At 55.4% G+C, this 26,819-nt stretch carries 23 protein-coding genes; 9 read left to right on the plus strand and 14 right to left on the minus strand.

Translation table 11 applies throughout. The features are described 5' to 3' along the window. Nucleotides 1-29 precede the first annotated feature (29 nt). The 3 genes from L248_RS11375 to L248_RS11385 form a co-directional block, all read right to left on the minus strand. Nucleotides 30-920: a carbohydrate ABC transporter permease gene (locus L248_RS11375; RefSeq protein ID WP_022530381.1), complete on the minus strand. Its 891-nt coding sequence runs from the start codon at nt 918-920 to the stop codon at nt 30-32. A gap of 14 nt (nt 921-934) precedes the next feature. Further along, nucleotides 935-1,897, minus strand: coding sequence for an ABC transporter permease (locus L248_RS11380; RefSeq protein WP_040536543.1), 963 nt, complete (start codon nt 1,895-1,897; stop codon nt 935-937). A gap of 88 nt (nt 1,898-1,985) precedes the next feature. Next, entirely contained in the window at nt 1,986-3,533 is a 1,548-nt protein-coding gene (locus tag L248_RS11385; RefSeq protein WP_155828651.1) for a type 2 periplasmic-binding domain-containing protein, read from the minus strand. Between the two features lie 428 nt (nt 3,534-3,961). Between L248_RS11385 and L248_RS11390 the strand changes: the two genes are divergently transcribed. The 5 genes from L248_RS11390 (at nt 3,962) to L248_RS11410 (ending at nt 10,427) form a co-directional block, all read left to right on the plus strand. Next, on the plus strand, nt 3,962-6,322 hold the full coding sequence (locus L248_RS11390; RefSeq protein ID WP_022530384.1) for a glycoside hydrolase family 2: 2,361 nt from the start codon (nt 3,962-3,964) through the stop codon (nt 6,320-6,322). 30 nt (nt 6,323-6,352) lie between these two features. Then, complete coding sequence (locus L248_RS11395; RefSeq protein WP_040536546.1) at nt 6,353-7,180, plus strand: hypothetical protein; 828 nt, start codon at nt 6,353-6,355, stop codon at nt 7,178-7,180. 102 nt (nt 7,181-7,282) lie between these two features. Further along, nucleotides 7,283-8,128, plus strand: coding sequence for a 5-dehydro-4-deoxy-D-glucuronate isomerase (gene kduI / locus L248_RS11400; protein ID WP_022530386.1), 846 nt, complete (start codon nt 7,283-7,285; stop codon nt 8,126-8,128). Between the two features lie 13 nt (nt 8,129-8,141). Continuing rightward, a complete protein-coding gene (locus tag L248_RS11405) occupies nt 8,142-9,278 on the plus strand; it encodes a glycoside hydrolase family 88 protein (RefSeq protein ID WP_022530387.1) in 1,137 nt (378 codons plus the stop codon). 18 nt (nt 9,279-9,296) lie between these two features. Then, nucleotides 9,297-10,427: a DUF2264 domain-containing protein gene (locus L248_RS11410; protein ID WP_022530388.1), complete on the plus strand. Its 1,131-nt coding sequence runs from the start codon at nt 9,297-9,299 to the stop codon at nt 10,425-10,427. A gap of 708 nt (nt 10,428-11,135) precedes the next feature. On the opposite strand, the gene L248_RS11415 is transcribed toward L248_RS11410, so the two are convergent. After that, nucleotides 11,136-12,605 carry an alpha-L-fucosidase gene (locus L248_RS11415; RefSeq protein WP_022530389.1) on the minus strand — a complete coding sequence of 490 codons (1,470 nt, stop codon included), beginning with the start codon at nt 12,603-12,605 and terminating at the stop codon, nt 11,136-11,138. A 198-nt stretch (nt 12,606-12,803) separates the two neighbouring features. Between L248_RS11415 and L248_RS11420 the strand changes: the two genes are divergently transcribed. Next, nucleotides 12,804-13,724, plus strand: coding sequence for a family 43 glycosylhydrolase (locus tag L248_RS11420; RefSeq protein ID WP_022530390.1), 921 nt, complete (start codon nt 12,804-12,806; stop codon nt 13,722-13,724). 119 nt (nt 13,725-13,843) lie between these two features. Here L248_RS11420 and L248_RS11425 read toward each other — a convergent pair whose 3' ends face one another. The 3 genes from L248_RS11425 to mazE form a co-directional block, all read right to left on the minus strand. Continuing rightward, entirely contained in the window at nt 13,844-14,245 is a 402-nt protein-coding gene (locus L248_RS11425; RefSeq protein WP_022530391.1) for a hypothetical protein, read from the minus strand. 112 nt (nt 14,246-14,357) lie between these two features. After that, nucleotides 14,358-14,690, minus strand: coding sequence for a type II toxin-antitoxin system PemK/MazF family toxin (locus L248_RS11430; RefSeq protein ID WP_022530392.1), 333 nt, complete (start codon nt 14,688-14,690; stop codon nt 14,358-14,360). 7 nt (nt 14,691-14,697) lie between these two features. Next, on the minus strand, nt 14,698-14,928 hold the full coding sequence (gene mazE / locus L248_RS11435; protein WP_040536577.1) for a type II toxin-antitoxin system PemI/MazE family antitoxin: 231 nt from the start codon (nt 14,926-14,928) through the stop codon (nt 14,698-14,700). Between the two features lie 281 nt (nt 14,929-15,209). On the opposite strand from mazE, the gene L248_RS11440 reads away from it, so the two are divergent. Both L248_RS11440 and L248_RS11445 read left to right on the plus strand, forming a co-directional pair. After that, the gene (locus L248_RS11440) at nt 15,210-16,265 is read left to right on the plus strand and encodes an LLM class flavin-dependent oxidoreductase (protein WP_022530394.1); all 1,056 of its coding nucleotides are present in this window, start codon (nt 15,210-15,212) and stop codon (nt 16,263-16,265) included. Then, nucleotides 16,265-16,951 carry an NADPH-dependent F420 reductase gene (locus L248_RS11445; protein ID WP_022530395.1) on the plus strand — a complete coding sequence of 229 codons (687 nt, stop codon included), beginning with the start codon at nt 16,265-16,267 and terminating at the stop codon, nt 16,949-16,951. The genes L248_RS11440 and L248_RS11445 overlap by 1 nt, the downstream gene beginning before the upstream one ends. Before the next feature lie 66 nt (nt 16,952-17,017). Here L248_RS11445 and L248_RS11450 read toward each other — a convergent pair whose 3' ends face one another. From L248_RS11450 to L248_RS11460, 3 genes are all read right to left on the minus strand, one after another. Next, a complete protein-coding gene (locus L248_RS11450; protein ID WP_022530396.1) occupies nt 17,018-17,857 on the minus strand; it encodes an aldo/keto reductase in 840 nt (279 codons plus the stop codon). Nucleotides 17,858-17,982: 125 nt separating this feature from the next. After that, the gene (locus tag L248_RS11455) at nt 17,983-19,407 is read right to left on the minus strand and encodes a glycoside-pentoside-hexuronide (GPH):cation symporter (protein ID WP_022530397.1); all 1,425 of its coding nucleotides are present in this window, start codon (nt 19,405-19,407) and stop codon (nt 17,983-17,985) included. 24 nt (nt 19,408-19,431) lie between these two features. After that, nucleotides 19,432-19,674, minus strand: coding sequence for a hypothetical protein (locus tag L248_RS11460; protein ID WP_022530398.1), 243 nt, complete (start codon nt 19,672-19,674; stop codon nt 19,432-19,434). Between the two features lie 521 nt (nt 19,675-20,195). Between L248_RS11460 and L248_RS11465 the strand changes: the two genes are divergently transcribed. Continuing rightward, nucleotides 20,196-20,432, plus strand: coding sequence for a hypothetical protein (locus L248_RS11465; protein WP_155828652.1), 237 nt, complete (start codon nt 20,196-20,198; stop codon nt 20,430-20,432). Nucleotides 20,433-20,931: 499 nt separating this feature from the next. On the opposite strand, the gene L248_RS11470 is transcribed toward L248_RS11465, so the two are convergent. The 4 genes from L248_RS11470 to L248_RS11485 all read right to left on the minus strand — a co-directional run bounded on the left by L248_RS11470 (nt 20,932) and on the right by L248_RS11485 (nt 26,744). Then, nucleotides 20,932-21,846 (minus strand): glycoside hydrolase family 43 protein, encoded by a 915-nt coding sequence (locus L248_RS11470; RefSeq protein ID WP_022530400.1) that lies wholly within the window; start codon nt 21,844-21,846, stop codon nt 20,932-20,934. Further along, complete coding sequence (locus L248_RS11475; protein WP_022530401.1) at nt 21,843-23,474, minus strand: xylulokinase; 1,632 nt, start codon at nt 23,472-23,474, stop codon at nt 21,843-21,845. Before L248_RS11475 ends, L248_RS11470 begins: the two co-directional genes overlap by 4 nt. A gap of 129 nt (nt 23,475-23,603) precedes the next feature. Then, a complete protein-coding gene (gene araA, locus L248_RS11480; RefSeq protein ID WP_022530403.1) occupies nt 23,604-25,037 on the minus strand; it encodes an L-arabinose isomerase in 1,434 nt (477 codons plus the stop codon). Between the two features lie 264 nt (nt 25,038-25,301). Further along, nucleotides 25,302-26,744: a glycoside hydrolase family 43 protein gene (locus L248_RS11485; protein WP_022530404.1), complete on the minus strand. Its 1,443-nt coding sequence runs from the start codon at nt 26,742-26,744 to the stop codon at nt 25,302-25,304. Between the last annotated feature and the right edge of the window lie 75 nt (nt 26,745-26,819).

A 26,819-nucleotide genomic window follows, 5' to 3' on the forward strand; every position in this document is an offset into this window, starting at 1 on the left:
CGGCGCAGCTCAAGGAGTTGCGTCGTTTTCTATACAGTTGGCAATTTATCTGGGGGATAGATGCAGAGAATCGGCAACGTAGAAATAACGATTGCTGAATACTTGATGGTCTCCGCAAAAGTATTGATTTCGTTGATGGAAGCGCCCGCGCCAGAATTCAGTGTCGTATCGTTTGCCAACAGAACGGCCCGTAAGATGTTTTGAATCGGCAAGAGGTTGTTGTCTTCAATGTAAATGGAGGCATTGAACCAGTTATTCCAAGTCCCTACACCATAATACAGAAGCAGGACCGCCAACGTTGGTTTAATCAGCGGCACAACAATTTTGAAAAGGACGGTCCAGTCGCCCGCGCCATCCATTCGCGCAGACTCGAACAAACTGTCTGGAATCGCATCGATCGCTGATTTACAAATGATGGCGTTGTACAGGCTGAGCGCACCCGGAATGATCAGTGCCCAGAGGTTATTGTACAATCCCAATTGTTTCTGGTTTAAGAAACTGGGAATAAGACCACCACCGAAGAACATCGTGAACATGAAGAAGGCAACGATGTACTTCTTAAACATCATGCCTTTCTGGGCCATGAAGTATCCACACAAAATCGTCATGACCATTTGAAGCGGCAATGATCCCAGAAGGATCAAGAAGATGTTTTTAAACCCTGAAAGGATTAACGGGTGCTCCATGGCTTTCGAATATGCGCCTAAAGTGAACCCTTTAGGCCACAGCAACTTGCCTACATTGGCTTGAATGGCACCTGAACTGGAGAACGATGCCATTACGACGTACCAGATCGGGTATAGGCAGATGAGAATCAAGAAAATCATAAAGATGCCGTTGAAGAAGCCAAAAATACGGTCACCGGTAGTCTCCTGGAGAAGCTCTTTCGATTTCCTCCGCCGTGGTTTAATTATCGTCATGTCTCTCACTCCCCTTAGAACAGACCTGAGCCAGATGTCTTCTCAGCAATCTTATTTGTAATCAACAACAGTGTGACGTTCACCAGTGTGTTCAGCAAACCAATGGCTGCCGAATAACTGTAATCCGCATTCAGGATACCCATCCGGTACACGTACGTCGAGATAACGTCCGCGACGGAGTATGTTGATGCGGAATATAACAGCAAGATTTTTTCGAAGCCGACACTGAGCAAACTACCCATCCGCAGAATCAGCAAGATAATAATCGTTGGCCGCAGACCCGGTAAAGTGACGTGCCACATTTGCTGGAGCCGACTGGCACCATCAATACGCGCTGACTCATACAGCTCTGAATTGATTCCAGACAAGGCAGCCAAGTAAATGATTGAGTCCCAACCGACACTTTGCCAGATACCTGACAAGACATAGATTGGCACGAACGCGCCTGGTGACGCCAGCAGATTGGTTCGGGCAATGCCAATGTGCGTCAAAATATCAGGAATCAGCCCATCAGATTGCGTGAAGAACTTGACGAGTGAGCACATCACAACGAGCGAAACAAAGTACGGCATGTAAGAAACCGTCTGGACGACACGTTTAAAGAACTTGTTGTGGATTTCATTAATCAGTAAAGCCAGGATAATGGGTGCCGGAAATCCTACCACCATACTCCAGATACTGATATTGAACGTGTTTCGCACAATTCGCCAAGCATTCGGGTCGTTAAAGAACCGGACGAAGTTTTGGAAGCCTACCCAAGGGCTGCCTGAGATTCCCAAACGCGGTGAGTAATCTTGGAAAACCATCAACAAGCCATACATCGGCTTATAAGCGAATACGGCGAAGTAGATGATGATGGGGAGCGCCATCACGTATTTCCATTTGTTTTCTTTAAAGTCTTTCTTTAGGCGATCCCCGAGAGAGGGCTTTGGCCGAGGAATAGCGATACGATTCCCTGCAATTGCATTGTCTGCCATGATTTTCATTCCCTTCAGAAATGTGTGCAGTAAAGCAAAAGTGATTATCACTGCATTGTGATAATCACTCAAGCTGATTTATGAATGATTAACGCTTTTCATAACGATCGTAAGCGTCTTGCTTGATCTTTGTCAGACGATCCAAGCCTTGCTTCTTCATGCCTGCGACAAAACTGTCATAATCTTTGTCCAAAGACAATTTGCCATTCAAGAACTTTAAGCAGTGTTCCTGAACGTACGTATTCAAGGTGTTGCTAATCGTAGCGGCTTCCTTGGATTCAGCATCGGTCATGCTGACACCTGTCGGATAAGCTTCCTTTTGTGCCTCAGAGTTGTTTGCATACCAAGTCTTAGAAGCATTGAAGGCATCAGGTGATTGACGCTGCTTGTTCAGGTTAAGATCTTGTACACCTAAGCCGTAACCCAAGTTGCCACTGTACAAAGTAATTGCAGTCGCCATACCTAACTTACTCTTGGTGACTTTATCAGTGAATGTCGGTACACCATTCTTCATCGTCCAGCTAGTACCTTCTGGCCCATAGTTCCAGTATTCATTCCCTTTCTTGGTGAACGGGAAGTCAAGCCACTTGTATGCTTCGTCAAGCTTCTTGCCAGAAACATCGGGAGAAATACCAGCCCCGCCATTGACGTACATGGCTTCACTAAAGATAGCTGACGGTGCTTTCCCGTCCGCTTGGTTCGGATAAGGCGCAGCTACCCAGTGGGCCTTTGACTTAGCCTGTTGAGCCGCCGTATTGTAGGTATCAATAGTTGATGTGGAACCAAAGACGATACCCACTTTGTTCTTGGCAACCTTATTCTGCATCCCTTGCGCATCCAGCGTCGCGACATCGGGGTCAATTAAGCCTTTCGTGTACAGGGAGTGCATCCAGGCCATGTAGTTCTTCCACTCCGGCTGAGTCAAAGCAAACTTCACTTTGCCATTGTCGACGTAATAATTGGGTGCAAATGCCGCATGGGCACCAAAAGCGCCGGCGAACATAATGGTATTAAACCAGTCGCCCGTATAAGCCATCTTAGCGCCATACACTTTATTGAACACTTCCATTACATGTGTCCATTCTGCGATGTTCGTGGGCATTGACAAGTGTTGTGCATCAAGCCAATCTTTACGAATACTGGGGCCAGCCCAAGTGGCCTGTTCAGGCTTCTCACGGAAGAAGCCGAACATATAATACTTGCCGTCATCAGTACGCATTGCCTTGGCATATTCGGGATGGTCTTGCAGGAACTTCCAGTAATGCGGTGCCTTTTTAGGCAGTTCCTTGGTCATATCACGAATGATCCCTTGCTTCATGTACTGCTCACTCTTGTCCATCAACTGGTACCAGATGATATCGGGCAATTGCTTTTGGGTCGTCATCAAGTTGAATGCCTGCCCTTGATCGGCACCTTCTGCTGGCCATTTCCAATTAACGTTCACGCCAGTGGCTTTTGCTAAACCCGTGTGGAACGGAGATTGGTGCCACGACTTAACCGTCGTTGACGGTGCGGCAAACACACTCCATACCGTCAAATCTTTGTTAGCTGCAGACGATTTGCTGTTACATGCTGATAATCCAGTGGCCAGTGCTAATGCGCCAAGAACCAGCCCTGCCTTTTTCCATAACTTCATCACGATTTTCCTCCCTTGGGAAAATTTGATAATAGCATTGTACGTGAAAGCGCGGTTCGTGCTGCCCGATGTTGAGCAAAAGGGGCCTGTACCGAACAAATATGGGTTGTTTTTCACCATTCAGATAAAGAATTGTCTCCCCAGACTGCTCAGTGTTTAGTAAAAAAGGTACTGTCTTTCGATCCCCATCATGCAACACGCTTTACTTGGTGATTTATCCGGATAAACCATGATTACCGTATTTCCACGGTGTTTGCGTTTTCATCTGTTACTATAACGACTTTTTTGGTAAAAGTAAACCCTTCCGAGAAAAACTTTTTTGACTTTTTACTAAAACAAGGGCAATCACTTGTATGGACAATTCTGGTAAAATCTCGTACATTCTATGTAGTTGTTCTAGTGAGTACATTCGCAAGGAGGAATAAATTTTGAAGCATATTGCACTACGCACTTGGCGTTTCTCACACAAGGACGCCCCCAGCACCTGGCAAAAAGACTTCGACGACAGCGACTGGGAACGGGTCACCGTCCCTCACGACTGGAGCGTCCACGAACCCTTCGACCGGCATAATGCCAGCGGGACGGGGTATCTGAATGGCGGTATTGGCTGGTACCGGGGGCATTTCTCCCTGAAACAGCTGACCCGCAGTGATCACGACACGGTGATCCTGCGGTTCGCGGGGGCGTATCGGAACAGTGATGTGTGGGTGAACGGGTATCACCTGGGCGGGCGGCCGTCGGGGTATGCCGAATTCAGCTTCGACGTCACAGATCTGCTGACGATGGTCCCGGATGATGATCTGGTGGTGGCGGTGCGCTTGGACCGGGAAGAGCTGGCGGATTCGCGCTGGTTCAACGGGACTGGGCTCAATCGGCCGGTAACACTAGAGGTCCATGCCGGGTTAATGATTCCGGATTACGGGACGGTGTTCACCACGCCAGCGGTCTCCAAGACGGCGGCGACGGTCAAGGTCAGCCACCAGGTGCGGAACAATCTGCCGGGGACTCAGCTGGTGACGGTGACTGACACGTTGACGAGCCAAGCCTCGGGCAAGCAGGTCACCTTGACCCGCACAGAACCGGTGGCCAGCGGTGAGACGAAGACGATGGCCAGCAGTACGGTGATGCAGCAGCCGGAATTATGGTCCGTTGACCAGCCGACGTTGTACACCCTGCGCACGACGCTGACCAGTGACGACTTGGCCGAAGAGGCCTCCTATGAACAGACCGTGGGTATTCGCTCGGCGGACTTCGATCCGGATACCGGCTTCCATCTCAATGGTGAGCCGCTGAAACTCAAGGGGGTCTGCTTGCACGAAGACGCCGGCGTCCTGGGCACAGCGGTCCCGCAGCCGGTGTGGACCCGCCGACTGCTGGCGTTGAAGGCCATGGGGGCCAATGCCATCCGCATGAGCCACAACCCGCACACGCCGGCGCTTTATGATCTGTGCGACGCCTTGGGCTTCCTGGTCTTCGATGAAGCCTTCGACGAGTGGGAGAACCCGAAGAACAAGTGGTGGCAAGGGCATAATGTCTATCCCCCGAAGTTCGGCGGCTATAGCCATGACTTCCCGCACTGGCACAAGGCGGACTTGACCAACATGGTCCAGCGAGACCGCAACCACCCGTCAGTCATCGCTTGGAGTATCGGGAATGAGGTGGACTATCCCAACGATCCGTATGCCAACCCGTTATTCAAAGAAATGACCGGGAACAACGACGCCAATAAGCCGGCCGCTGAACGGGAATATAACCCCAATCGGCCGGACACCAAGCGGTTGAGCATGATTGCGACCGAACTGGCGCATATCGTCAAGGCCAATGACCCGACCCGGCCGGTGACGCTGGCAGCGGCCTTCCCGGAACTTTCTGCCAAAACGGGGCTGCTGGCGCCGCTGGACGTCGTTGGTTACAACTACAAGGAACATCTCTACGCGGCGGACCACGCCCGCTTCCCGGACAAGCCCTTCGTGGGCAGCGAGAACAGCCACAGCTTCGCGGCTTGGCGGGTCGTGACCGACAATGATTACGTCGCTGGCCAGTTCCTCTGGACAGGCATTGATTACTTGGGCGAAGCCCACGGTTGGCCGATCCACGGGTCCGGGGCCGGACTGCTCACGCTGGCTGGATTCCCGAAAACCAACTACTATTTGCGCCAGAGTTGGTGGGCCAAATCTCCAGTGCTGAAAATGGTCACCGCACCGGCGGGTACGTTACAATATGACTGGGAACCGCTTTATCGTCGGTGGGATTACGCCGACGGGACCGCGGTGACGGTACGTTTCTACACTAACTGTCAGGATCTGCAAGTCCGTCTTGGCGGTAAACCAGTGGCTACGCCGGTGTACGACAGTGAGCACGGTTACTATGAAGCAACGCTGACTTACACCCACGCCGCATTGACGGTGACCGGCACCACCCCGGAGGGCACGACCCTCACGGACACGCTGGTGCCCACTGGTGCACCAGCCCAGCTGCAGGCGCATGTCTGGCAAGACCCGACCACCGCCACGACCCAGGATACCGATGTCTACCAAGTTGAATACACCCTGGCGGACAACGCCAGCCGGGCCACCGCGGCTAACGCGGTCGTTCGGGTGGCGGTCCACGGGGGCACGCTGCTGGGCTTGGAGAACGGCAACCTGGCGGACAACACCGATTACAGCGCCGACTACCGGCGCACGGCGGACGGCTGCTTGATTGCTTACGTGCGCAGTGCCGACCCGGCCCACACGACGGTCACCGCCACCACGTCCGGACTGCCGGCCGCGACGATTTCTCTCCAATAAGCAATGAAGTTCAGAAAGGATGCCCAGGCCATGCTGCAATTGACGATTCTGGATGCTTCAGGGAACGTGAAACAAGGAAAGAACGATTACGATGCGGGTCCTAAGCCGCTGCACAATACGGGGACGGACAGCGTCTTCGTGGCCACTCAAAAGATGACTTTCACGGAGGGGGACGTGATTCGGCTGCACGTGGACCAGGTGCCAGGCTATTACGTCGTGCAATTCGACGAGACGCTGGCTCCGACCATCGTCTACCTGACCGTGCCCACGTGGGATTACACGGTGACCCTGACGCCCAATGCCCAGGATGCCCGGCCGGAAGCGGCCTTCAAGACGGCGCGCCATTACCTCAGTGCGCGCCGGGCCACCAGGGCCGAAATTACCAGTGAGCGGGACTGGGCCCTGAATCCCCACGATCAGCCTTTGGTAGATGGCATCTTTCCCCACGCCCACGCCAATGTGGAGACCCGCAACGATGCCACGTTCTTCGCTCAAAACGCCATCGACGGCGTCTGGGCGAGCAGCCTGCACGGAGAGTATCCCTATATGTCCTGGGGCATCAACCAGGATCCCCACGCGGCGATGACCGTGGAACTGGGCCGACCGGTGACGATCAGCCGGGTGGGCGTCGTTTTGCGCGCCGATTTCCCCCACGACAGCTGGTGGCAGCGGGGGGTATTGACCTTCTCGGACGGCACCAACGAAGTCCTCACCTTCCGCAAGACGGGTGAACCGCAATACTTCGACATCCAGCCGCACACCGCCACGGCGGTGACTTTCCATGACCTCCAGCGGGCGGACGACAGCTCGCCTTTTCCTGCGCTGACCAGCTTGCAGCTTTACGGCCGCAACGCGTAACCCGGTGAAGGCGGTTGCTTTTCTGACCCAGCATGATATAGTCAAAAGTGTATGTATGGGAAATAAGGTTTCCTATTAAGAAATTAAAGGAGCGGATCATTCATGAGTTTCAATATGGTTACCCAGTATGCGCATAGCCCAGAGGACATCCGGCATTACGACACCGACAAGCTGCGGGAGCAGTTCTTGATGCCGAAGATCCTTGAACCTGGCAACATTCTGCTCACTTATACCTACAACGACCGCATGATCTTTGGCGGTGTGACGCCAACGGACGAACCGTTGGAGATCAAGCTGGACAAGGGCCTGGGCGTTGATTTCTTCCTGCAGCGGCGGGAACTGGGCGTCATCAACATCGGCGGGGCCGGCACCATCACCATCGACGGCCAGACCGAGGACATGGTCAAGCAGGACGGTTACTACATCGGCATGGGGACCAAGCACGTCGTCTTTGCGTCCAAGGACGCCGCCGACCCGGCCAAGTTCTACGTCGTTTCGACACCGGCCCACAAGACGTATCCGAACAAGAAGCTGCCGTTTGCCAACGCCCTTTCTAAACCCATGGGCGACCAGGCGCACATGAATAAACGTACGATCTACAAATATATTGACGCAAGCCAAATGGATACCTGCCAGCTCCAGATGGGGTATACTGTCCTCGAAAACGGTTCCGGATGGAACACCATGCCGGCCCACACCCATGCGCGGCGGATGGAAACGTATATGTACTTCGACTTCAGCGACCCCGATGCCCGCGTCTTCCACATTCTGGGCACGCCGACGGAGACCAAGCACATCGTTCTCTCCCCCGAGCAGGCGGTCGTCAATCCCAGCTGGTCCATTCACTGCGGTATCGGCACCAGCAGCTATTCATTTATCTGGGCGATGTGCGGCGAGAACCAGACTTACGACGACATGGACATGATCCCCATGAACGAGCTGAAGTAAGGGAGTCGGACGAATGAGCGGAGAAGAAAAGCACGTCCCCCTGTGGGCCGCCACCGCCCGGGACCAAGCCATCGCCAAGCTGACGGTGGTCGCCCAGCGCAACGCCGGGGTCATCCCCTACACCACGGACAGCCACGGCCGCTTCGTGGATATGGCGGAGAAAGACCCCACCTGGTGGACCAATGGCTTCTGGGGCGGCCTCATGTGGCAGCTGTACCACGTCACCGGCAGCCAAGTGTTCCGGGATAACGCCGAGACACTGGAGAAGCAGCTGGACCCGAACCTCATGGCCGCCGACCGGATGGATCACGACAACGGCTTCAAATGGCTGCCCACCGCCGTGACCGATTTCGTACTGACGGGTAATCCGGCATCGCGGAACCGGGGGCTGCTGGCCGCCGAGAATCTGGCGGGCCGCTTCAACCCCGTCGGCAACTTCATCCGCGCCTGGAATGACAAGGATGACGGCACCATGGCCGGCCGCTTCATCATCGATTGCCTGATGAATCTGCCCCTGCTCTACTGGGCGAGCCGGGTGACCCATGATCCCCGGTTCAAGTTCATTGCGGAGAAACATGCCGAGACGGCGGTGCGTTATTTGCTGCGGCCGGACGGCAGCGTGAACCACATGGTGGACTTGGATCCGGAGACCGGCGCCTACCAGGATGCTCCCGGCGGCCAAGGGGCCGGCGAAGGCTCCAGCTGGACCCGGGGCCAGGGCTGGGCGCTCTATGGCTTCGCCTTGAGCTACCGGCACACCGGCGACAGCACTTTTCTCACCGCCAGCCAGCGGGTGGCGAACTACTTCCTCTCCCGCATTCCGGCCAGCGGCCTGATCCCCGTGGACTTCGCCAAGCCGAATGACTGGGAAGACACGTCCGCAGCGGCCATCGCCGCCTGCGGTCTGTTGGAACTGGCCGAGCAAGTGGACAGTGACGCCGACGCGGCGGTCTACCGGGCCGGCGCCGAGCGCCTGCTGCAAGTCCTGACGGACAAGCGCGCCCACTTCGAGGACAGCACCGATTATCTCCTCGCCAAGGGTACGGCCGCCTTCCACGACGACCGCCACGAATTCCCCATGATCTACGGCGATTACTTCTACCTAGAGGGCCTGCTGCGCCTCACCGGCCAGGCCTTGTTCATCTGGTAAGAAAGCGGACGACGAACAATGAATGACGAACGAACCTATTGGTTAGAAACGATGCAGCGCATCGCCGACCCGGTGCTGCGCAGTTTGGCCAACGACACGCTGCACGCGGACCTGCCCTCGGAAACGACACCGCTGAAACCCTCCGCGCTGCTGGAGGCTTTTGGCCGCGTGGTGTGCGGCCTCGGGCCGTGGCTCGGCGCACCGGTTCTGCCGGCCGCCGAGGACAGTATCCGGGAAGAATACATCCGCTTGTATTACGAGGGTCTGCGCCACGGCATGGACCCGCTCTCCCCAGACTATATGCCGATTCTCGGCGATACCCAGCCGCTGGTGGACATGGCCTTCCTCGCCGACGGCATCTTGCGCGCCGGCGATGTACTGACGGACGACCTCGAGGGCGACGACCTGGACAACTTTCTCTACGCCTTGGAACTTACGGCCCGGATCAAGCCCTATGAATCCAACTGGGTGCTCTTCAGTGTGCTGGTGGAGATCCTGCGAGCGAAGCTGGGCGATCCCAATGCCTCCCAGGAGAAAATCGACCGCTACCTGAAAGAAATGATGGCCTGGTACAAAGGGGACGGCATCTACGGCGACGGCCGGGACGTGCACGTGGACTATTACAACAGCTACGTGATCCACCCGCTCTTGGTGGACGCGGTCACCTATTACCAAGATGACTACACCCGCTCGATTCGGGACGTCGTCTACCAGCGGGCGGCGCGCTACGCGGCGACGCTGGAACGGATCATTTCCCCCGAGGGGACCTTTCCCGTGCTGGGCCGCTCCATCACCTACCGCTTCGGCGCGTTCCACGCGCTGGCGCTGGCCGCGTGGCGGCATGACCTGCCGGAGGGTGTTGCCCCCAGCCAAGTACGGGCGGCACTGACCGCGGTGATTCAGAAGACCACCACTGCCACGGATATGTTTGACGCCAACGGCTGGCTGAACATTGGTTTCTACGGGAACCAGCCGGCCATGGGCGAAGGCTACATCAATCACGGCAGCGTGTACCTGTGCACCACGGTCTTCCTGCCTCTGGGCTTACCGGTCAGCGACCCGTTTTGGGCGGACCCGGCCAAGGACTGGACGGCGAAGGCGGTGTATGGAAATACGCCGGTGCCGCGGAATGAGCCGGTGAATTATTAGTCAACAAAAAGACGGTGTTGCCAATGCATGGCGACCCGTCTTTTTATACGAGAATAAAGCGCACTGCAATGGGCCCGAACAAGACAATCGTTCCCACCGGCATGTGGGAACGCTCACATTCTTGTGGGCATGCGCCGTTTGCTCCTGTAAAATATAGACTGCTGACAGGCAACGTCGTATCGCCCTGTTGGCGGTGATCTTTTGTATTTTCTTTCCTCAACGATTACCTCGGTCGTCTCTGGGGTAATCTCCGGAGTGCTGGTCGCCGGCATTATTGCTGGCATTAAAGGTAGTTACAATGCCTGGATGCGTCCCGGCAAGCACAGTAAACGTCAGCATCATCGGCGTCAATAATGTGCAACGCGGCCACAAAGAGAAAAGTCTCAGGTTTGGTAAGCCTGGGGCTTTTCTTCTATTCAAAAAACGACTATCCCCTCGGATAGCCGCCACAAACGACAGATTACAACGGTTGGTAAAGCCGTTGCGGTGAAGCTCTGTATTTTCTTCCTCGTACTTATTATATCAAAATTGCCCCCAAAAACAACACGCTGTCCACCACAGAAGAAAGTGAAACGGTTGCTGGGCGTGCCCTCTTACAATAGGCAATGAACCTCTTCGGTAAAACATATATCACATCCGCAAGGATATTATATCACCGCAATCATCGAAGAAAACTGTGGCACTGCCTCCAATACCCATTGTCCTAAATTACTCCGGTACGATCTTAAACCCGCGAGGCATCCCCTTGGTGACTTCTTGACCGCTGATATGCAACCCGGTCTCGTCGAGCACGTACGGCACCACGCCCACCCCCAGCTGCTCCACGCGGCTGATGATACCGTTATACCCTTCGTCCTCGTGACCGGCAGGCATCGTCTTGAACGTGGTCAGGGTTGCATCCGCTGTGTCGCCAGGCGCCAGTTGATAAGCGTAAATGGCACCTTTCTTACTGGTGAAGCGGAAGTCCGCTGGCGTGTAGGCGGGGGCGGTAGCATCGGAGAAGGTACCGCCGGCCGCTTGGGTCGGGCCTTCTGCCGAGAGCTCCCAAGGGTGGGAGCCATCGATGCCTTCGCCGTTATCCTTCAACCAGTCGCCGATGGCGGTGAGGATCCGGCGGTCCGTGTCAGCAATACTGCCGTCCGCCTTAGGGCCGAAGTTCAACAGCAGGTTGCCGTTGTTGCTGACGGTGTCGATGAGCGTGTCCAGAATCTCCGGCGCGTCCTTGTACTTCAGGGTGGTGGTGTAATCCCAGGAATTGCGGGCAATGGCGGTGTCGGTCTGCCAGTGGAACGGCTGGGCACTGTTGAAGCCGCCCCGCTCCATCTCCTTGATGCCGCTGCCCCAGGCCATGGCTTGGTTCTTATAGCAGATGGAGACCTGCTTACCCCACTCGGCAGCGCGGTCGTAGTAATACGCCGCGAACTTCAGCAGATACGGCTTGAAGGCCTCGTGCTGGATCCACCAATCGAAGTAGACCATCTCCGGCTGGTAATTATCCACCAGCTCGCAGTTGCGGAGCAGCCAATCCTCCAGATACTCCTGCGTCGGGTACGGCTCGCTCTTGGCGTCGAAGTGGTCCTTAGGTTCCGGTTGCGCCGGCCAGTAGAAGTCCCCCTTCTTCAGCGGCTCCTTGATGTCGCTGTCGAAGTCCTTCCCGTGGCTCATGAAGAACCAGTGCTCGGCGCGGTGGTTGGACAGGGTGAAGTGCAGCCCCCGGGCCAGCGTCGCCTTTCTCAACTCCCCAATGACATCCCGGTGCGGCCCCATCTCGAAGGCGTTGTAGTGAGAAAGGGCGCTCTTATATAACTGGAAACCGTCGTGGTGCTCGGCGACGGGCATGTAATACTGAGCGCCGGAAGCCTGGATCAGGTCCAGCCAGTTATCCGGGTCGAACTTCTCGGCCGTGAACAGCGGAATGAAGTCCTTGTAGCCGAACTTATTCTGCGGGCCGTACGTCGCCACGTGGTGCTTGAAGGCATTCGACCCTTGAACGTACATGTTCCGGGAGTACCATTCATTCTCGAACTGGGGCACGGTGAAGACGCCCCAGTGGGTGAAGATACCGAACTTGGCGTCCGCCCACCAGGCGGGCACGGTGTTGGTGGCTAACTCGTCCCATTGGGGATGGAACGGCCCTTGGGCGATGCGGGCATCGATTTCTGCAAGTGTATGTGCCATGTTAAGAAAGTCTCCTTTTTTGATGCATAGTCAGTATTCACTTGGCATTGTGCCACATCCATAACGGAATTGTAAGCCCGTTCACGAGATTACGGCGAGTTCTTTCAAATCCGCCTACTTTTACCTATGTTCGGGGGTACTTTTGGGCGGCTTTCTTCTTGAGAATGGGAATAGCGAGATTAATGGAGGGAGCATTCAATGATGGTCACAGAACAAAAGAACGGAACGGTCTGGCAGGATACGGCGGGCCAGCCGCTGCATGCCCATGGCGGCACGATCATTAAGGTGGCGGACACCTATTACTGGTACGGCGAAGACCGCCGGGCCAATTATTATGTCAGCTGTTACAAGTCCATTGACCTGGTGAACTGGACCTTCGTACGCCACAGCCTGACGACGGCGTCGCCCATGGCGAAGACCCGGGTGCGGGCGACCCTGAATCTGGGCAATCCTCAGCACAAGGTCAACTTAGAACGGCCCAAGGTGCTGTACAACCAGCAGACTGGCCAATACGTCATGTGGCTGCACTACGAGAACGGCGTTGATTACCGGGAAGCCAGCGCTGCCGTGGCCACCGCCGCCGGGCCGGAAGACGCGTTCACCTACCACGGTTCCTTCCAGCCCTTCGGCTTCATGTCCCGGGATTGCACCCTGTTCCAAGACGACGATGGGGCGGCGTACTTCATCTCCACGGCCCGGGACAACGCCGACATGCATATCTATCGCCTCAGCGACGACTACCTCAACGTTCAGCGCCTGGTCAACCGGCTCTGGAACGGCGAATACCGGGAAGCCCCCGCCCTCTTCAAGCAGGCCGGCCGGTACTATATGCTCAACTCGTTCTGCACCGGCTGGGCGCCGAATCAGGGCCAATACGCCAGTGCCGCCAAGTTAGACGGCGATTGGACCGACTTGGTCAATATCGGCGACGAGACCACTTACGGCAGCCAGCCCACCTTCGTGCTGCCGGCGGATGGCCAGCTCCTCTACTGGGGCGACCGCTGGAACGGGGCGGACTATGATCAGTCGGGGTATGTTGTCTACCCGCTGACGTTTGACGATAACGGGCTGGTGATGACGCCGACGGAGACGTTTGGGGTGGACGAAGCGAGCGTGTAAGTAAAAACATGCCCCGCACCTCAGCCAGCTTCTGTTGAAGTGCCGGCGGATTGCACCGGTTTCGGTCAGTCAAGAAATTGGTGATCAACTGCTTATGTTTGGCCTGTTGCGGTGCTCGCTCAGCCATCTTTGAAATCCTCCCATGCCATAAAGTATTCGCTGCCCATGAAGCGGTCGATCTGTGGCCAATTCGGCCAATCACGCAACTCCCAGACCTTTTTGAATATTTCTGGGGTCAACGCGTCATTACAAATGAAGTCGTCCCGCATTCCCCCAGCCAGGTCGAATTGACTCGTCACCAGCATGTCCAGCAGTGCGCGAATATGGTTGGCCACGTTAAACCGGCCCAGCGCGTGGGGAATGGTGACGTTGCGCCGAATACCGTAGTCACCGTAAACACTGCCGACGGATTCCAGTAACGGAATCTGTTGCCAGTCCAGCGCACCCCAATGCCAATCACCCGTGGTTTGTTCCGTTGGGTCGGGAATATTCAAGGCGTACAATCGGGAAATGTATTCCATCAAACCACCTCAACTAAAACTTGGCCATACCAAGCCGCCGGAGGCGGTCGCTTGCTGGATTACGTCACATCACAGCCAAGCAGGCTTTTTCTGTCGTCAACATGTTGCAATGTCACCGCAGAATATCAAGCACCATTGACCGAATCCGAAAATACTCCGGCGTTGGCAAAAGCCCCACGTACTCTGCGTTCCGGCGGCGGTAATCGTAGGTAAAAAACTGTAACAGGTTTGCAAACCCGTCGACGTTCCCTACTTTTATTGGCACAAAGTACCCATCTTCCTGCAACTGATTATCTTTGGCATGGGTAATAGGGGCCACCACGACCAAATTGGTCAGTTGGCTGTAGCCCCTGTGGCTCAGTACCACGGCTGGGCAGCGTTTCTCAATTTCCACCCCGACAGCAGGGTCAAAATCGATCCAGATGACGTCCTGCTGCGCTGGCACGTAGCCACTATTTTAGGGGAATTTCCTCGCCAATTAAAGTGCCTCCACTCTCTTCAGTTTGAGACCAATCGTGCGTGCGAATGAACGCCTCATCGAGGAATGGATTCTTGTGCTTCGGCATGAAAATGATCATGCCGTCCCGCCCCTGGAAGACATCGTATTCCTTTGCCTGAGGCGTGATCGTGTTGGGAACGGTCAACGTATTTGAGTTGCCGACTTTTCTGATTTTCACAGTCATCTGATTCATCTCCCCCTTCGTATACGTGCAGTATATACGGCGTGGAAGCCATCGGTCAACGAGTGCCATCTGAGAATCGCTCGTGAACGTTTCTCTATCCGCTATGAGTACATGACGCATTTCTTCCCGGAAAAGTGAAAACAAACGACAAATGATCGCCGACATAACAGATCAACTGTCCACCCATTTCTTTCTTCCCCGCTTGCCTTCCGCCCCAAAACACGGTATGATGTCATCATCCACTTACTAAAAGTAAGCAGAAGAGACTAGGAGGCACTAAGATGGTAGATATCGATCATTTAGAATTCGGCTTGGAGACGTTCGGCGACATTGTGGCCAACGAGGACGGCAGCCTGCAGACAGCGGCGCAGTCCATCCGGCAGATCGTGAAGGAAGGCCAGTTGGCCGATGAATTGGGCGTCAGCGTGTTCGGCGTCGGCGAGCACCACCGCCCGGACTACAGTGTGTCCAGCCCGGAGACCGTCCTCGGTGCCCTAGCATCGGTGACCGACCAGATCAAGCTGGCCATCGCCGTCACGGTCCTCAGTTCCGACGATCCGGTGCGGGTCTATGAGCGCTTCGCCACCTTGGATGCCCTCTCCAGCGGCCGCGCACAAGTCATGCTGGGCCGCGGTTCCTTCACGGAGTCCTTCCCCTTATTCGGCTACGACCTGACCGATTATGACGACCTATTCAATGAGAAACTGGCCCTCTACGACTTGCTGCGGCGAGAAAAGCCCGTCACCTGGTCCGGCAAGTTCCGCGCGTCATTGAAGGACCAAGACGTCTACCCCAAGACCGACCACGGCCGCTTGGAGACTTACATCGGCATCGGCGGCTCCCCAGAGTCCATCATTCGCTCTGTCAAAGTCGGCTACAAGGTGATCATCGCCATCATCGGCGGCCAGGCCATGCGCTTCAAGCCCTACATCGACTTGTACCACGCCGCCGCCCAACAGCTCCACCGACCGGAATATCCCATCGCTGTCCACTCTCACGGGTTCATTGCCGATGACGAAGACGAAGCGGTCGAGGTGGCCTTCAAGAACATCAAGGCCAACTTCGATCGCATCGGTCTGACCCGGGGCTGGGCGCCCATGAGCCGGGAACAGTTCGACGGCGAGACTAAGGTGGGTTCCTTCTACGTTGGCACACCGGAACACGTCGCTCAACGTATTGCCCGGACGATTGCCCAATTAGATCTGGGCCGATTTGACCTCGTCTACGGCGCCGGCAACCAGACCGCTGCCCAGCGCGAGCACATGATCGAGCTGTACGGCACGCAAGTCATCCCTCGGGTCAAGGAGATTCTAGCAGAAACGGCGGTGGCGAAATAATGGACATTCAAGAGATTAGAAATGTCGGGATTCTCGGAGCCGGCAAAGTCGGCATCGTCCTCGCCGGCTTGGCCCTCGATGCGGGCTACACCGTGCGGATTTCTGGCTCCGGTTCTGTTGAAAAAATCGCCCTCACAATCAAGACGCTGGTCCCCGGGGCCATTGCCTCCGAGAACGCGGACGTAGTGGCTAACAGCGACATCGTCATCCTGGCCATTCCCCTCAGCCGTTACAAGAACATCGCTCCGGCCTTGCTCCAGGGCAAATTGGTCATCGATGCGATGAACTACTGGTGGGAAACCGACGGCATCCGGGAAGAAGTCCTGGATCCCAGCAGCACCTCCAGCGAACAAGTCCAGGCCTACTTCCATGGTGCCACGCTGGTGAAGACGTTCAACCACATGGGTTACCACAACCTCCAGGAGGAAGCTCGCTCCGCCGGCGACCCCAAGCGTAAGGCGTTGTTCGTCACCGGGAACGACCACGACGCGGTGGACACCGTTGCCTCCTTCGTTGACAGCATGGGCTTCGACACCGTCGTTCACTACCGCCTCGCGGACGGTATCATGACCGAACCCGGCAGCCCGCTCTTCGGCGCCAGCCTGCGCCGCCCCGAACTCAAGGACATCATCGACCACTTCGACCAGACCGAGTTTGGGCAGAAAATCGCCGCACAAACCCGCTAATCAATCCATGCAAAGAGGCCCCGCCGGTCAAATCACCGGCGGGACCTCTTTTTATTGCTCCCGTTCTTATAGTTCTTCGTGTTCCCGCGGGTCCACGAACTGTTCTTCGTTGTCGTCCAGCGCCGTTATCGCCGCTACCTCAGCGTCGGTCAAGGCAAAGTCAAAAATGGCCAGGTTCTGCGCCTGCCGGCCTGTGTTCCGGGACAGTGGCAGCGGCAGGACGCCCAACTGGTACTCCCAGCGGAGAATCACTTGCGCCGGGCTCTTCTGGTACTTCTCGGCCAACTGCTGAATCAGTGGTAGTGCCTGGACCGGTTTCGTCCGGCCGCCCTGGCCGCCCAGCGGGCTCCATGCTTCGGTGATGATGCCGTGCTCTGCGTCGTACTGGCGCAAAGCGGCCTGACTGTGCAGCGGGTGCAGTTCAATCTGGTTGATGGCGGGCAAGACGCCCGTTTCTTTCTCCAACCGGTCCAAGTGCTCTGGGAGAAAGTTGCTGACGCCGATGCTCCGGACCAACCCAAAGCGCTGGGCATCGATCAAGGCCTGCCAGGCTTCGACGTACAGGTCCCGCTGGGGATTGGGCCAATGGATGAGATAAATATCGAAGTAATCGAGCCCCGCCCGGTACAAGGATTCTTGAATCGTGGCGATGGCGTGATCGTGGTAGCGGCCGGGCAGCTTCGAGGACACCAAGACGTCGGCCCGGGGCAGTCCGGAGCGCTTCACGGCTAGGCCAACGGTGCCTTCATTTTCGTAATTATAGGCTGTATCCAGCAACCGGTAGCCTTGGGCCAGTGCGCTGGTCATCGCCTGCACACCGGCGGCGCCGCGGATACCCGCGGTACCGAAACCGACAGCCGGCACCGCGAGCCCGTCGCGGAGCGTGATAGTGGGAATGTGAGACATGGAAAAACCTTCTTTCTGTCAGCAGCTGTCCAATGACAGCCTTTTCTTGTTGTTCCCACCGTAGCACAACCGGCCCGCTTAACGCCAGCAAAAAAGCACAGCCGCAGCCGTGCTTTTCTCACTGATTAATTCCCTTGCTGCTCCGCACTGAGCTTGGCTTGCAGGGCGTTGACGATCTCTTGGTGCTTCTTCTCGGTCAGCTTGACCTTGGCCAGGTAGATGAAGGCAGAAACGACTAGAAGAATCATCGGGGCGAAGAACATGAAGCCCTTGAACTTCAGCAGCTGGGCGGGCGCGATGCTGCTGGGCTTGGCGTTGCCGACCATGCCGGAATTGACGGCGGCCAGGATCACCAGACCATTCGCCAGCGCGCCGGCCAGCTTGTCGATCAGCGGCCGCACGGAGAGGGTGACGGACTCGTTGCGGGTGCCGTTCTTCCACTGCCCGTACTCCACGCTGTCGGTAATCGTCATCAGCGCCGCCAGGAAGATCATCGGGTACGGGAAGAAGAAGATACCGACCGCAATGTAGACCAGCATCAGGTTGGTCCCAGCGACGAGGAACATCGTGTAGCCGATGAGCATCAAGCAGATACCGCCCACATAGATGGCCTTGCGCTTGATCAGCAGCTCAATACTCGGGAACAGCACGACGGAGATGATGCCGAGGACCGTGGTAATGACCCCAATCATGAAGAACTTGTCCGTCCGGCCCAACACATATTGGAAGTAATAGGCCAGCAGGGAATTCGTCACGACATAACTCAAGGCGAACAAGAAGTAAGAAAGGCCCTGCCACATCAGCTGGTCATTCTCGCCGATGGCCCGGAAGACGTCCTTCACATGGGTCTTCTTAGTCTCGGACCGGATTAGGCTGTCTTTCTCCTTCGTGGAAACAGCCGTAAAGATGGCGCCGGCCACCGCGACAATGCCGATGACGATGGCGAACCCGAACCAGCCGCTCTGGGTCTTGGCGCTGCCGTGGGTGCCAGAGAAGAGCTGGGAGAAGAAGATGATGACCGGGAAAATGATCATCGGCACGCCCTGGGCACCAATCGTGGAGCCGAAGCGGCCCACCGTGCCAAAGAGCGACCGGGTCTTCGAGCTGGTGCTCAGTGCCGGCAGCAGAGACCAGAAAGCGATGTCATTGAAGGAAAAGAAGATATCCAGGATGACGAAGGCAATACCGAAGAGAATTAAGTAAACGGTGGGCGCGTTGTAAGCCAAGCCGCCGAAGTCGGTGAAGATAAGCGCTAACATCAAGGCGCTCACGATGGCCCCGCCGACGATCCAAGGCTTGAACTTACCCCAGCGGGTCTTGGTGTTGTCCACTACCCCGCCGATCAAGGGATCACAGAACACTTCGAGAATGCGGATACCCATAATCAGGACCGTGACGGAGGTAATCATGCGCTGGTTGAAGCTATTGTTGCTGGTGGTGAACAGTTGACTGGTCACGAACAGGGTCAAATATGTACTGAGGGTGGCATAAAACGCATCGTGGCCAAGGGCGCCGGAGGCGTAGGCCGTGTATTCCTTTAAGTGCTTCACAAAGTAGCCGTCCTTTCTTGCCGATTACAGGTAGCGGTGCTCGATGATCTTCTGGAGGATCTGGTTGCGCTGCTCGGATTTCGCGACGTCGAAACGGGTCTCTTCCAAGTCATTGAAGTCTTGGATGAGGAGGCGGGCTTCGAGGTAAAGCAGGAGCTGGCGTTTAATATAATGCTTCTCGTCTTCGCCGTCCTTCATCGGGTTGGCCGCAATCAGCGACCGGGCAAAGTCATTCGCGTCGAGGATGATCTTTTCGTCTTTACTCATGTGTCAGGGTACCCCTTTACTAAATTCCGCGACATTTTTACTAAAACACAGTGTAACACCATTTTTGTCCGTTGTGTTGGTGGGATTTGTCCAGATCTGTGGACATATGCTTCAGTTAATTTTAAAAAAAGGAGTGGGGCAAAGCGTCTTCCTGCATACCGTACCAAAGTTCCGACAAAATGGGCTGGAACCTGGTAGGCACGGCTTCTTCCACCGATGACTTCTCCACCGCTTTCAACGCGTTAGTGCTCGTATATTGACAATTAGGTTTCTATGCTTAGTTTTGCTTATTTCAAACCGTAAATAATTCGAAGTAAAATATGTATTTTTTATGAACATATCGGCCGGTTTGTGAACATTATTCGTATAAATAACGAAGAGAGAACTAGGAATCCGTTTAAAATCCGTAATACTGGCTCTCCACCATGGATAAATAACACTCCCAAGCTTAAATCTACCGTTTGACCGATCAGTTTTTTCTTGTTATTGTGAAACCGGTTAAGAAAAGTAAAGGAAGCGATATGATGAAACGTTTTACAGCGTTAGCAACGACCATTTCTTCAGCATTTGTCATCGGCGGCAGTGTGGGCATTTCTCTCACCGCAACCACAGTAAAAAGTTTCAGTACTTTGGCGGCCGACGCGTGGGGATACTTCACCGCCTCCCGAGGGATCTGGCTGCAAATGACGGGCCATGTTGTCCACGGAAAAAAAGGCGTAACGGTTTACTATGCTTCCTATAGCTACGGATATCAATAAATCTATGCAAAGTAATCCAGGAACACGCAACGACGGGAAATTTCACAGAAGTGACGTTGTCCAAATCATTATTGTCTGCATTTTCGCAGCAGTATCGGAATGGTTTCGTAACTTTTTTCCCTTTCTGGATGACTGGGTCTTCTATTTACTGTGGGCCGTTTTAGCACTTCTTGTGGCAGCAGCAGTAAATCACGCTTTAAACAGTCACCGTGATAGGCACAAGCAGACAAAGTAGGTCACGGCAGAAAAACTTTCTCGTCAGAATTGTAAACGCTCTGTGGCGTATTTGTTGCACCACGTGCCGGCATCCACTGCGCAAAGGGGTGAGGACACCCCCGCCATTCTTGTCACACTGAGCACCAACACGTCGTAAACGGAAGAAAAAATGGCCAAGTGCGAAAATCACGTCGATTTTCGCACTTGGCCATCGTTTTCCATGGGAAATTGCCGCGTTCCTATTTCGGTTGAGCCCTCATCCGCCGGGCTGCAGAACACACGATTACAGTTTTTCCAACCGTGCATACTCCTCAGCCGTCACGGCCATCACGGCGCCGTGGCGTTTCTTCAACTGACCGAAGTCATAATCGGGGGCGACGGACCAATCGGCCGGGTCTGTGCTGGTCAAGTCCTTCGTAAGCAGGGGCAGGTAGCCCTTACCGGCGGCGAACTGATCGACGTAGACGCACCAAGCATCCTCGAGATGAGCGAATTCCGGTCCTTCCACCGTGTCGCCGTGGATGCCCAGGTCCAAGTCCTGCAGGCTGGTCAAATACTGCCAGTGGTCGTGCAGGTTCTCCGCTTTCTCCAGCGTGATCCGGCCATCGTCCCGGGAGGCCCGGACGAAGCGGTCGCCGGTGCGGACAACGGACGTGTCGATGATGCCCTTGTCCGGCCCGCGGTCGATGAAGGTGTCGGCAGTGGAGAAGTGGATGAAGTCATCCGTATAGCTGCCCAGGATGACCGTCCGGCCGCCCGGTGTGACCGGGGAGGACCAGAAGACGAAGTAGCTTTCGCGCTGGGGGTCCCAGACAGTCTCCGGCGCCCAGGCGCACCCCGTGCCGGCGGGAACCACTTGAATATTGCGGGCGGCAGTCCAGTGGATCAGGTCGTCGGAGTCCCACAGAATCAGGTCGCTGCTGCCGTCGGTGGTGGCTTTGGTGTGCGACCAGCCGCCGCGGTGGTAAATGGACAAATCCGTGGCGAGGATCGTGAAGCGGCCGTCGCGCCGGCGAATGATGAAGGGATCGCGGACGCCTTTCTCACCGACATCAGAAGTCAGGATGGGCTGCTGCTGGTGCAAATCGTGCCAGTGAAGGCCATCCGGGCTGAGGGCGAAGTAGATCTGTTCGTCGCTGGCGTGTTCCTCAGTGCCAGTGAAGTGGACAAACAAGTAGCCGCCTTGTGCTGCCGTCATTCTGTCACCTTCTTCGCGGGCTGGTAATCAGCGATGTCCTGGCCAGCTTGGACGGCGACGGGCAGGGCCTTCTGGTAGGCGGCGATGTAGTCGTCGTAGCCCTTGACCGCAACGGGCGCTGGGTTCAGCGTGCTGCTCTCCGGGTGAACGAAGACCCGGTTATCCAAGTAATCCGCCAGATTCTCGTGGGCGTCATTGTTCAGCGCATACTGCGCCAAGACGGCCATGCCCCACGGCCCGCCTTCACCAGCGTTGGCCATCACCGTAATGGGAATGTTCAATGCGTCAGCGAGGACTTGCTGAGCAATCTTCGGCGTGCGGAAGATGCCGCCTTGGGCGATCATCGCGTCCGTGTTGATGTGCTCTTTCTTCGTTAGAATATCCATCCCAATCTTCAACGGGGCGAAGGCAGAATAGAGCTGGGCCTTGATGAAGTTGGCCAGCGTGAAGTGGGAATTGGGGGTGCGCACGAACAGCGGCCGGCCCTCTTGGATGTTGGTGATATTCTCTCCGGAGACGTTACTGAAGTTGAGCACGCCGCCGCAGTCTGGATCGCCCTGGGTGGATTCGTTGAACAACGCCTTGTACAGCGCGTCCGGGGCCAGGTTCTGACCGGTCGCCTTGGCGAATTCTGCGAAGAGGCCGACCCAGGCGTTGATGTCGGAGGTGCAGTTATTGGTGTGCACCATCGCCACCGGCGCCCCGTCCGGCGTGGTCACCAGGTCAATGTCCCGGTGCACTTCATGCAGCGGCTTGTCCAGAACGACCATGGCGAAGGCCGAGGTCCCGGCAGAAATGTTCCCGGTCCGCTTGCGCACCGCGTTGGTGGCCGTCATGCCGGTGCCGGCGTCGCCTTCCGGCGGTACCAGGAGCGCGCCCTCTTGCAGCGTGCCGGTGGGATCCAGCAGCTTGGCGCCGTCATCCGTCAGCATGCCGGCTTTCTCTCCAGCCAGCAAGGCCTTGGGGAAGAGGTTGCGGATCTTAATATTGTGGCCCAGGACGCCGGTATAACTCTCGAACTGGGTAATCATCTTGGCGTTGTAATCGTGGGTCTTCTCGTCGATGGGGAACATGCCGGAAGCATCACCGACCCCGATGACTTTCTCCCCGCACAAGCGCCAGGTAACGTAGCCCGCCAGTGTGGTCATGAAGGCCAGAGAATCAACGTGCTTCTCCTGGTTCAGGATGGCCTGATACAGGTGGGCGATGCTCCAGCGCTGGGGAATGTTGAAGTTGAACAGCTTCGTCAGCTGCTCGGCCGCTTCCCCGGTGATGTTGTTGCGCCACGTGCGGAACGGCACCAGCTGCTTGTCGTTCTTATCGAAGGCCAGGTAGCCGTGCATCATGGCGCTGACGCCGATCGCCCCGATCTGGCTGACCGACACGCCGTACTTGGTGCGAATCGTGTTGGTCAGTTCAGTGTAGGCCGACTGCAGACCCTGCCAGACTTCTTCCAAGGGATACGTCCAGATCCCGTCGACGAACTTGTTCTCCCAGTTGAAGCTGCCGCTGGCGATGGTCTCGAAGTGACTGTCGATGAGGACCGCCTTGATCCGGGTGGACCCCAGCTCGATCCCCAGCGCCGTTTCGCCGGCTTGGATTTCTTGCTTGATGGATGCTGTGCTCATTGTTTTTGCTCCTTTAAATATGCTGCGGACAGAAAGGCGATTTCTTCAACAAACAGCCGGTCAACGTCCACCCAGATGGATGAATCATCGGCCGGCTGCGTCATGCCATTCCGCTAGCGCGGACTATGTTTACTTGATGTCAGTATAAGTCAGATTGAACATCGTCGCCAAGTCGGCCAGTTGAGTCGTGGTCAGCGTCAGCGTCAAAATCGTGTGGTGACCGCCACCAGCGTGGATCCATTGCGTTGCGCCTTCCTTAAGGCCAGCCTTGGGTACCCAGAGCTGACGGGCAACCGGCAGATGCGGTGCCGGTACGTCGGGCTTCTTGGCATCGACAGCGTACATGATCATCCGGTACTCGTCGCCGAAGTCAGAAATCGTGACGTCCACGGCATCGCCTTGCGAACCGTCAAACACCAGCCGTGCCGGATCTTCCTTGTCGCCGATACCCAGAGGGTGAACTTCAACCCGCGGCTTGGTGCTGGCCAGGGTCGGGTCAACTTCCAGCATGTGCGAACCGAGGATGACGTTGTGGCCCGGACGCAGGTCCAGCGTGTAGTCTTCCATGAAGGCGGTCTGCTTGTTGTGGGCAATGATCTTCAGCAACCGACCAAAGGCAGCGGACTTCCAGTCGCCTTCAGCACCGAAGCCGTAGCCCTCAATTTGCAGCAATTGAACGGCCAGACCCGGCAGCTGCTTCAAACCGTGCAAGTCTTCGAAGTTGGTGGTGAAGCCGGTGTAGCCCCTTTGGTCCAGGAAACGTTCAATACCAATCTTTTCTTGCAGCTGGTAACGGACGTGCTCCTTGAAGAATTCAGGGTCGTTGTCGCCGGCGCTGGGCACCAGGTCGTATTTCTTCTCTAAGTCAGCGTATTCCTTGTCGATGTCGGCGTCAGAAACTTTGTTGACTTCTTCCACCAATTCAGCGACTGGCCAGTAGTCAACGGTCCAGCCGAATTGGATCTGAGCCTCGACCTTGTCGCCTTCGGTCACGGCCACGTTGCGCATGTTGTCGCCGAAACGGGCAATCTTGATGTTGAAGCTCTCGTTGTAACCAACGGCAACATCCATCCAGTCAGCGATTTCTTGCTGAACTTCAGGATTCTTCCAGTAGCCGTACACGACCTTGTTGTGCTTGCGCAGGCGGGCATTGATGAAGCCGTACTCGCGGTCGCCATGGGCGGACTGGTTCAAGTTCATGTAGTCCATGTCGATGGTGTCCCAAGGAATATCCTCGCGGAACTGGGTCGCCAGGTGCAGCAGCGGCTTCTGTAACAGCTTCGTGCCGCGGATCCAGTTCTTCGCCGGGGAGAAGGTGTGCATCCAAGTAATGACACCGGCCACGTCATCGCGATAGTTGGCTTCCTTCATGGCAGACGTAATCGTCTCGGCATCGATGGCTACTTCCTTGAATTCAATCGGATAAGGCAGCTTGCCGCTGTCGTTCAAGGACTTGATGATGACTTCCGTATCTTTACGGACCGACTTCAGGTCATCTTCACCATACAGCGCTTGGCTGCCGACGATGAACCAGAACTTGTAATTGGGCACTGTTAATTCCATCAGTAAACAATCTCCTTCATGGCAGGCGGCACTGACTCGGGGAGAAAGGTTTCGCAAACCTTCCCACCCCATCGCCGGCATCCGAACCCGCGACTCTTTGTTGGCATTTCTTATTCACACTGCAAAGTTTAAATTATTTGACCGGACAAGTCAACCGCTTACATGCATTTTCATCGTCTTTTTTGACCGCATAATTTTTGCAGTGATGAAATTGTACTGCTAGTGGCACTTAGGCACAAGAGGGCCTCTGAGTTTTCAACCGGCCTAACGTCGCACTAGCCGCCGCATGAAGAGTGGCTCGCCCTGAGGATTGATTCCCGAGAACATCATGGTTTGGGCTTTTTGATATGGATCCCAAGAGGAAACAAAAATCCCTGTGTACGTCTTGTTATTGATTCGCATAGTCCCTTGGCCCTTCCGGTTCGTCCACTTACCCGTTATTTGACCAGTCACCTGACCATCTCGTGCAAGCGTTGTTGTCTTAGATCGAGCGGGTTCCTCTGTAATCAGCTTATCCATCGCGACTACCTGGTAGTCTCCGACGAGTTGATCGCCAGAATAATCCGTTTTGGTCTCGCCATCGTAAGGAGCAGGATTCAGGACTGGCCAACCGTCCTTAGTAAAGAACAGTTGATGGACCCGGTCTTCGTAATACTCACCTCTGCCCGGGAAACGGGTATGGAACATCACGAAATACTTTCCCGTCTTTTTATCTTGGAAGGCAGTGTTATGCCCCGGTGAAACATATCCCACATTCTTGCCATCTTGCTTCCACGTGAAGTTACCGATAATTTTCTCGCCATAGTTTTGAATGGCCGCGTCATCGAAGGTCGTTCCGACTTTACCACGAATATCTTCTGCCGCTTGCCCCTGGCTATCAACGAAACCGCCATCCGGCTGACGGGACCGGAACACACGTAAATTGTATCCCCCATCCGCAGCAAGACCACCGAATGATAGGAAGAGATAATAATAATTGGTTTGCTTATTGTAAAGCATGTAGGCGCCTTCGATACGAACGTGGTTACCACCCAAAAGTCGCTTGCCGTATCCTTGTCCAGGGTAAGGTTTACCCGTTGCTTCATCCATTTTCAAAATGAAGATCCCGCCAGAGTATGAACCATAGACCATCCATAGCTGTCCGTTCTTGTCGTGGAAAACATGGGGATCGACGACGTTAGGATCTTCGGTGGCATTGTAATCTGCGTCATCCTTAATGGCCCCCCCAGAGCGAAGAATCACGCCCTGGTCTTGATATGGACCGGATACTTTGTCGGCGACCGCTACACCGAGTACCGATGTGGGGGAACTCCCCTGACAAGCGCAATAGTACATATAGAATTTACCATCCTGCAGCTGTTCAATATCCCCTGCCCAAAACGTATCCGTCTCGGCATCGTGCATTGCAGATCCCAATTCGCCAGTAACATTTTTGAAAAGATGGGTGTCTTTAACGCTGGTCGAAAGTTGTTTCCATTGGATGAGGTTCGTTGATGAAGCGAACTGCATGTGAGACCCAATAATGTAATATCGCCCGTTGGTCTGAACAATTGATGGATCATGAACGGCAGCGTTGTTCACTCGAGGGGCAGTCAATTTTTGTTTCACCGGTACTGCTGTTTCCTTTCGGCAGCTTGCTAAGGCAGCGACCGCCAGGAGTAAGACCAGACATGGCAAAAACAGCCAATGGCGTTTTTTCAATTTCACGATTTTGTATCACCTTTCCGTTGTTCTATTGCTTTTTTGAGGGTTACGGATTAGTATTTATATTAATGTAAACGC

Source organism: Schleiferilactobacillus shenzhenensis LY-73 (assembly GCF_000469325.1).
In the GTDB taxonomy this organism is placed as follows: Bacteria; Bacillota; Bacilli; order Lactobacillales; family Lactobacillaceae; genus Schleiferilactobacillus; species Schleiferilactobacillus shenzhenensis.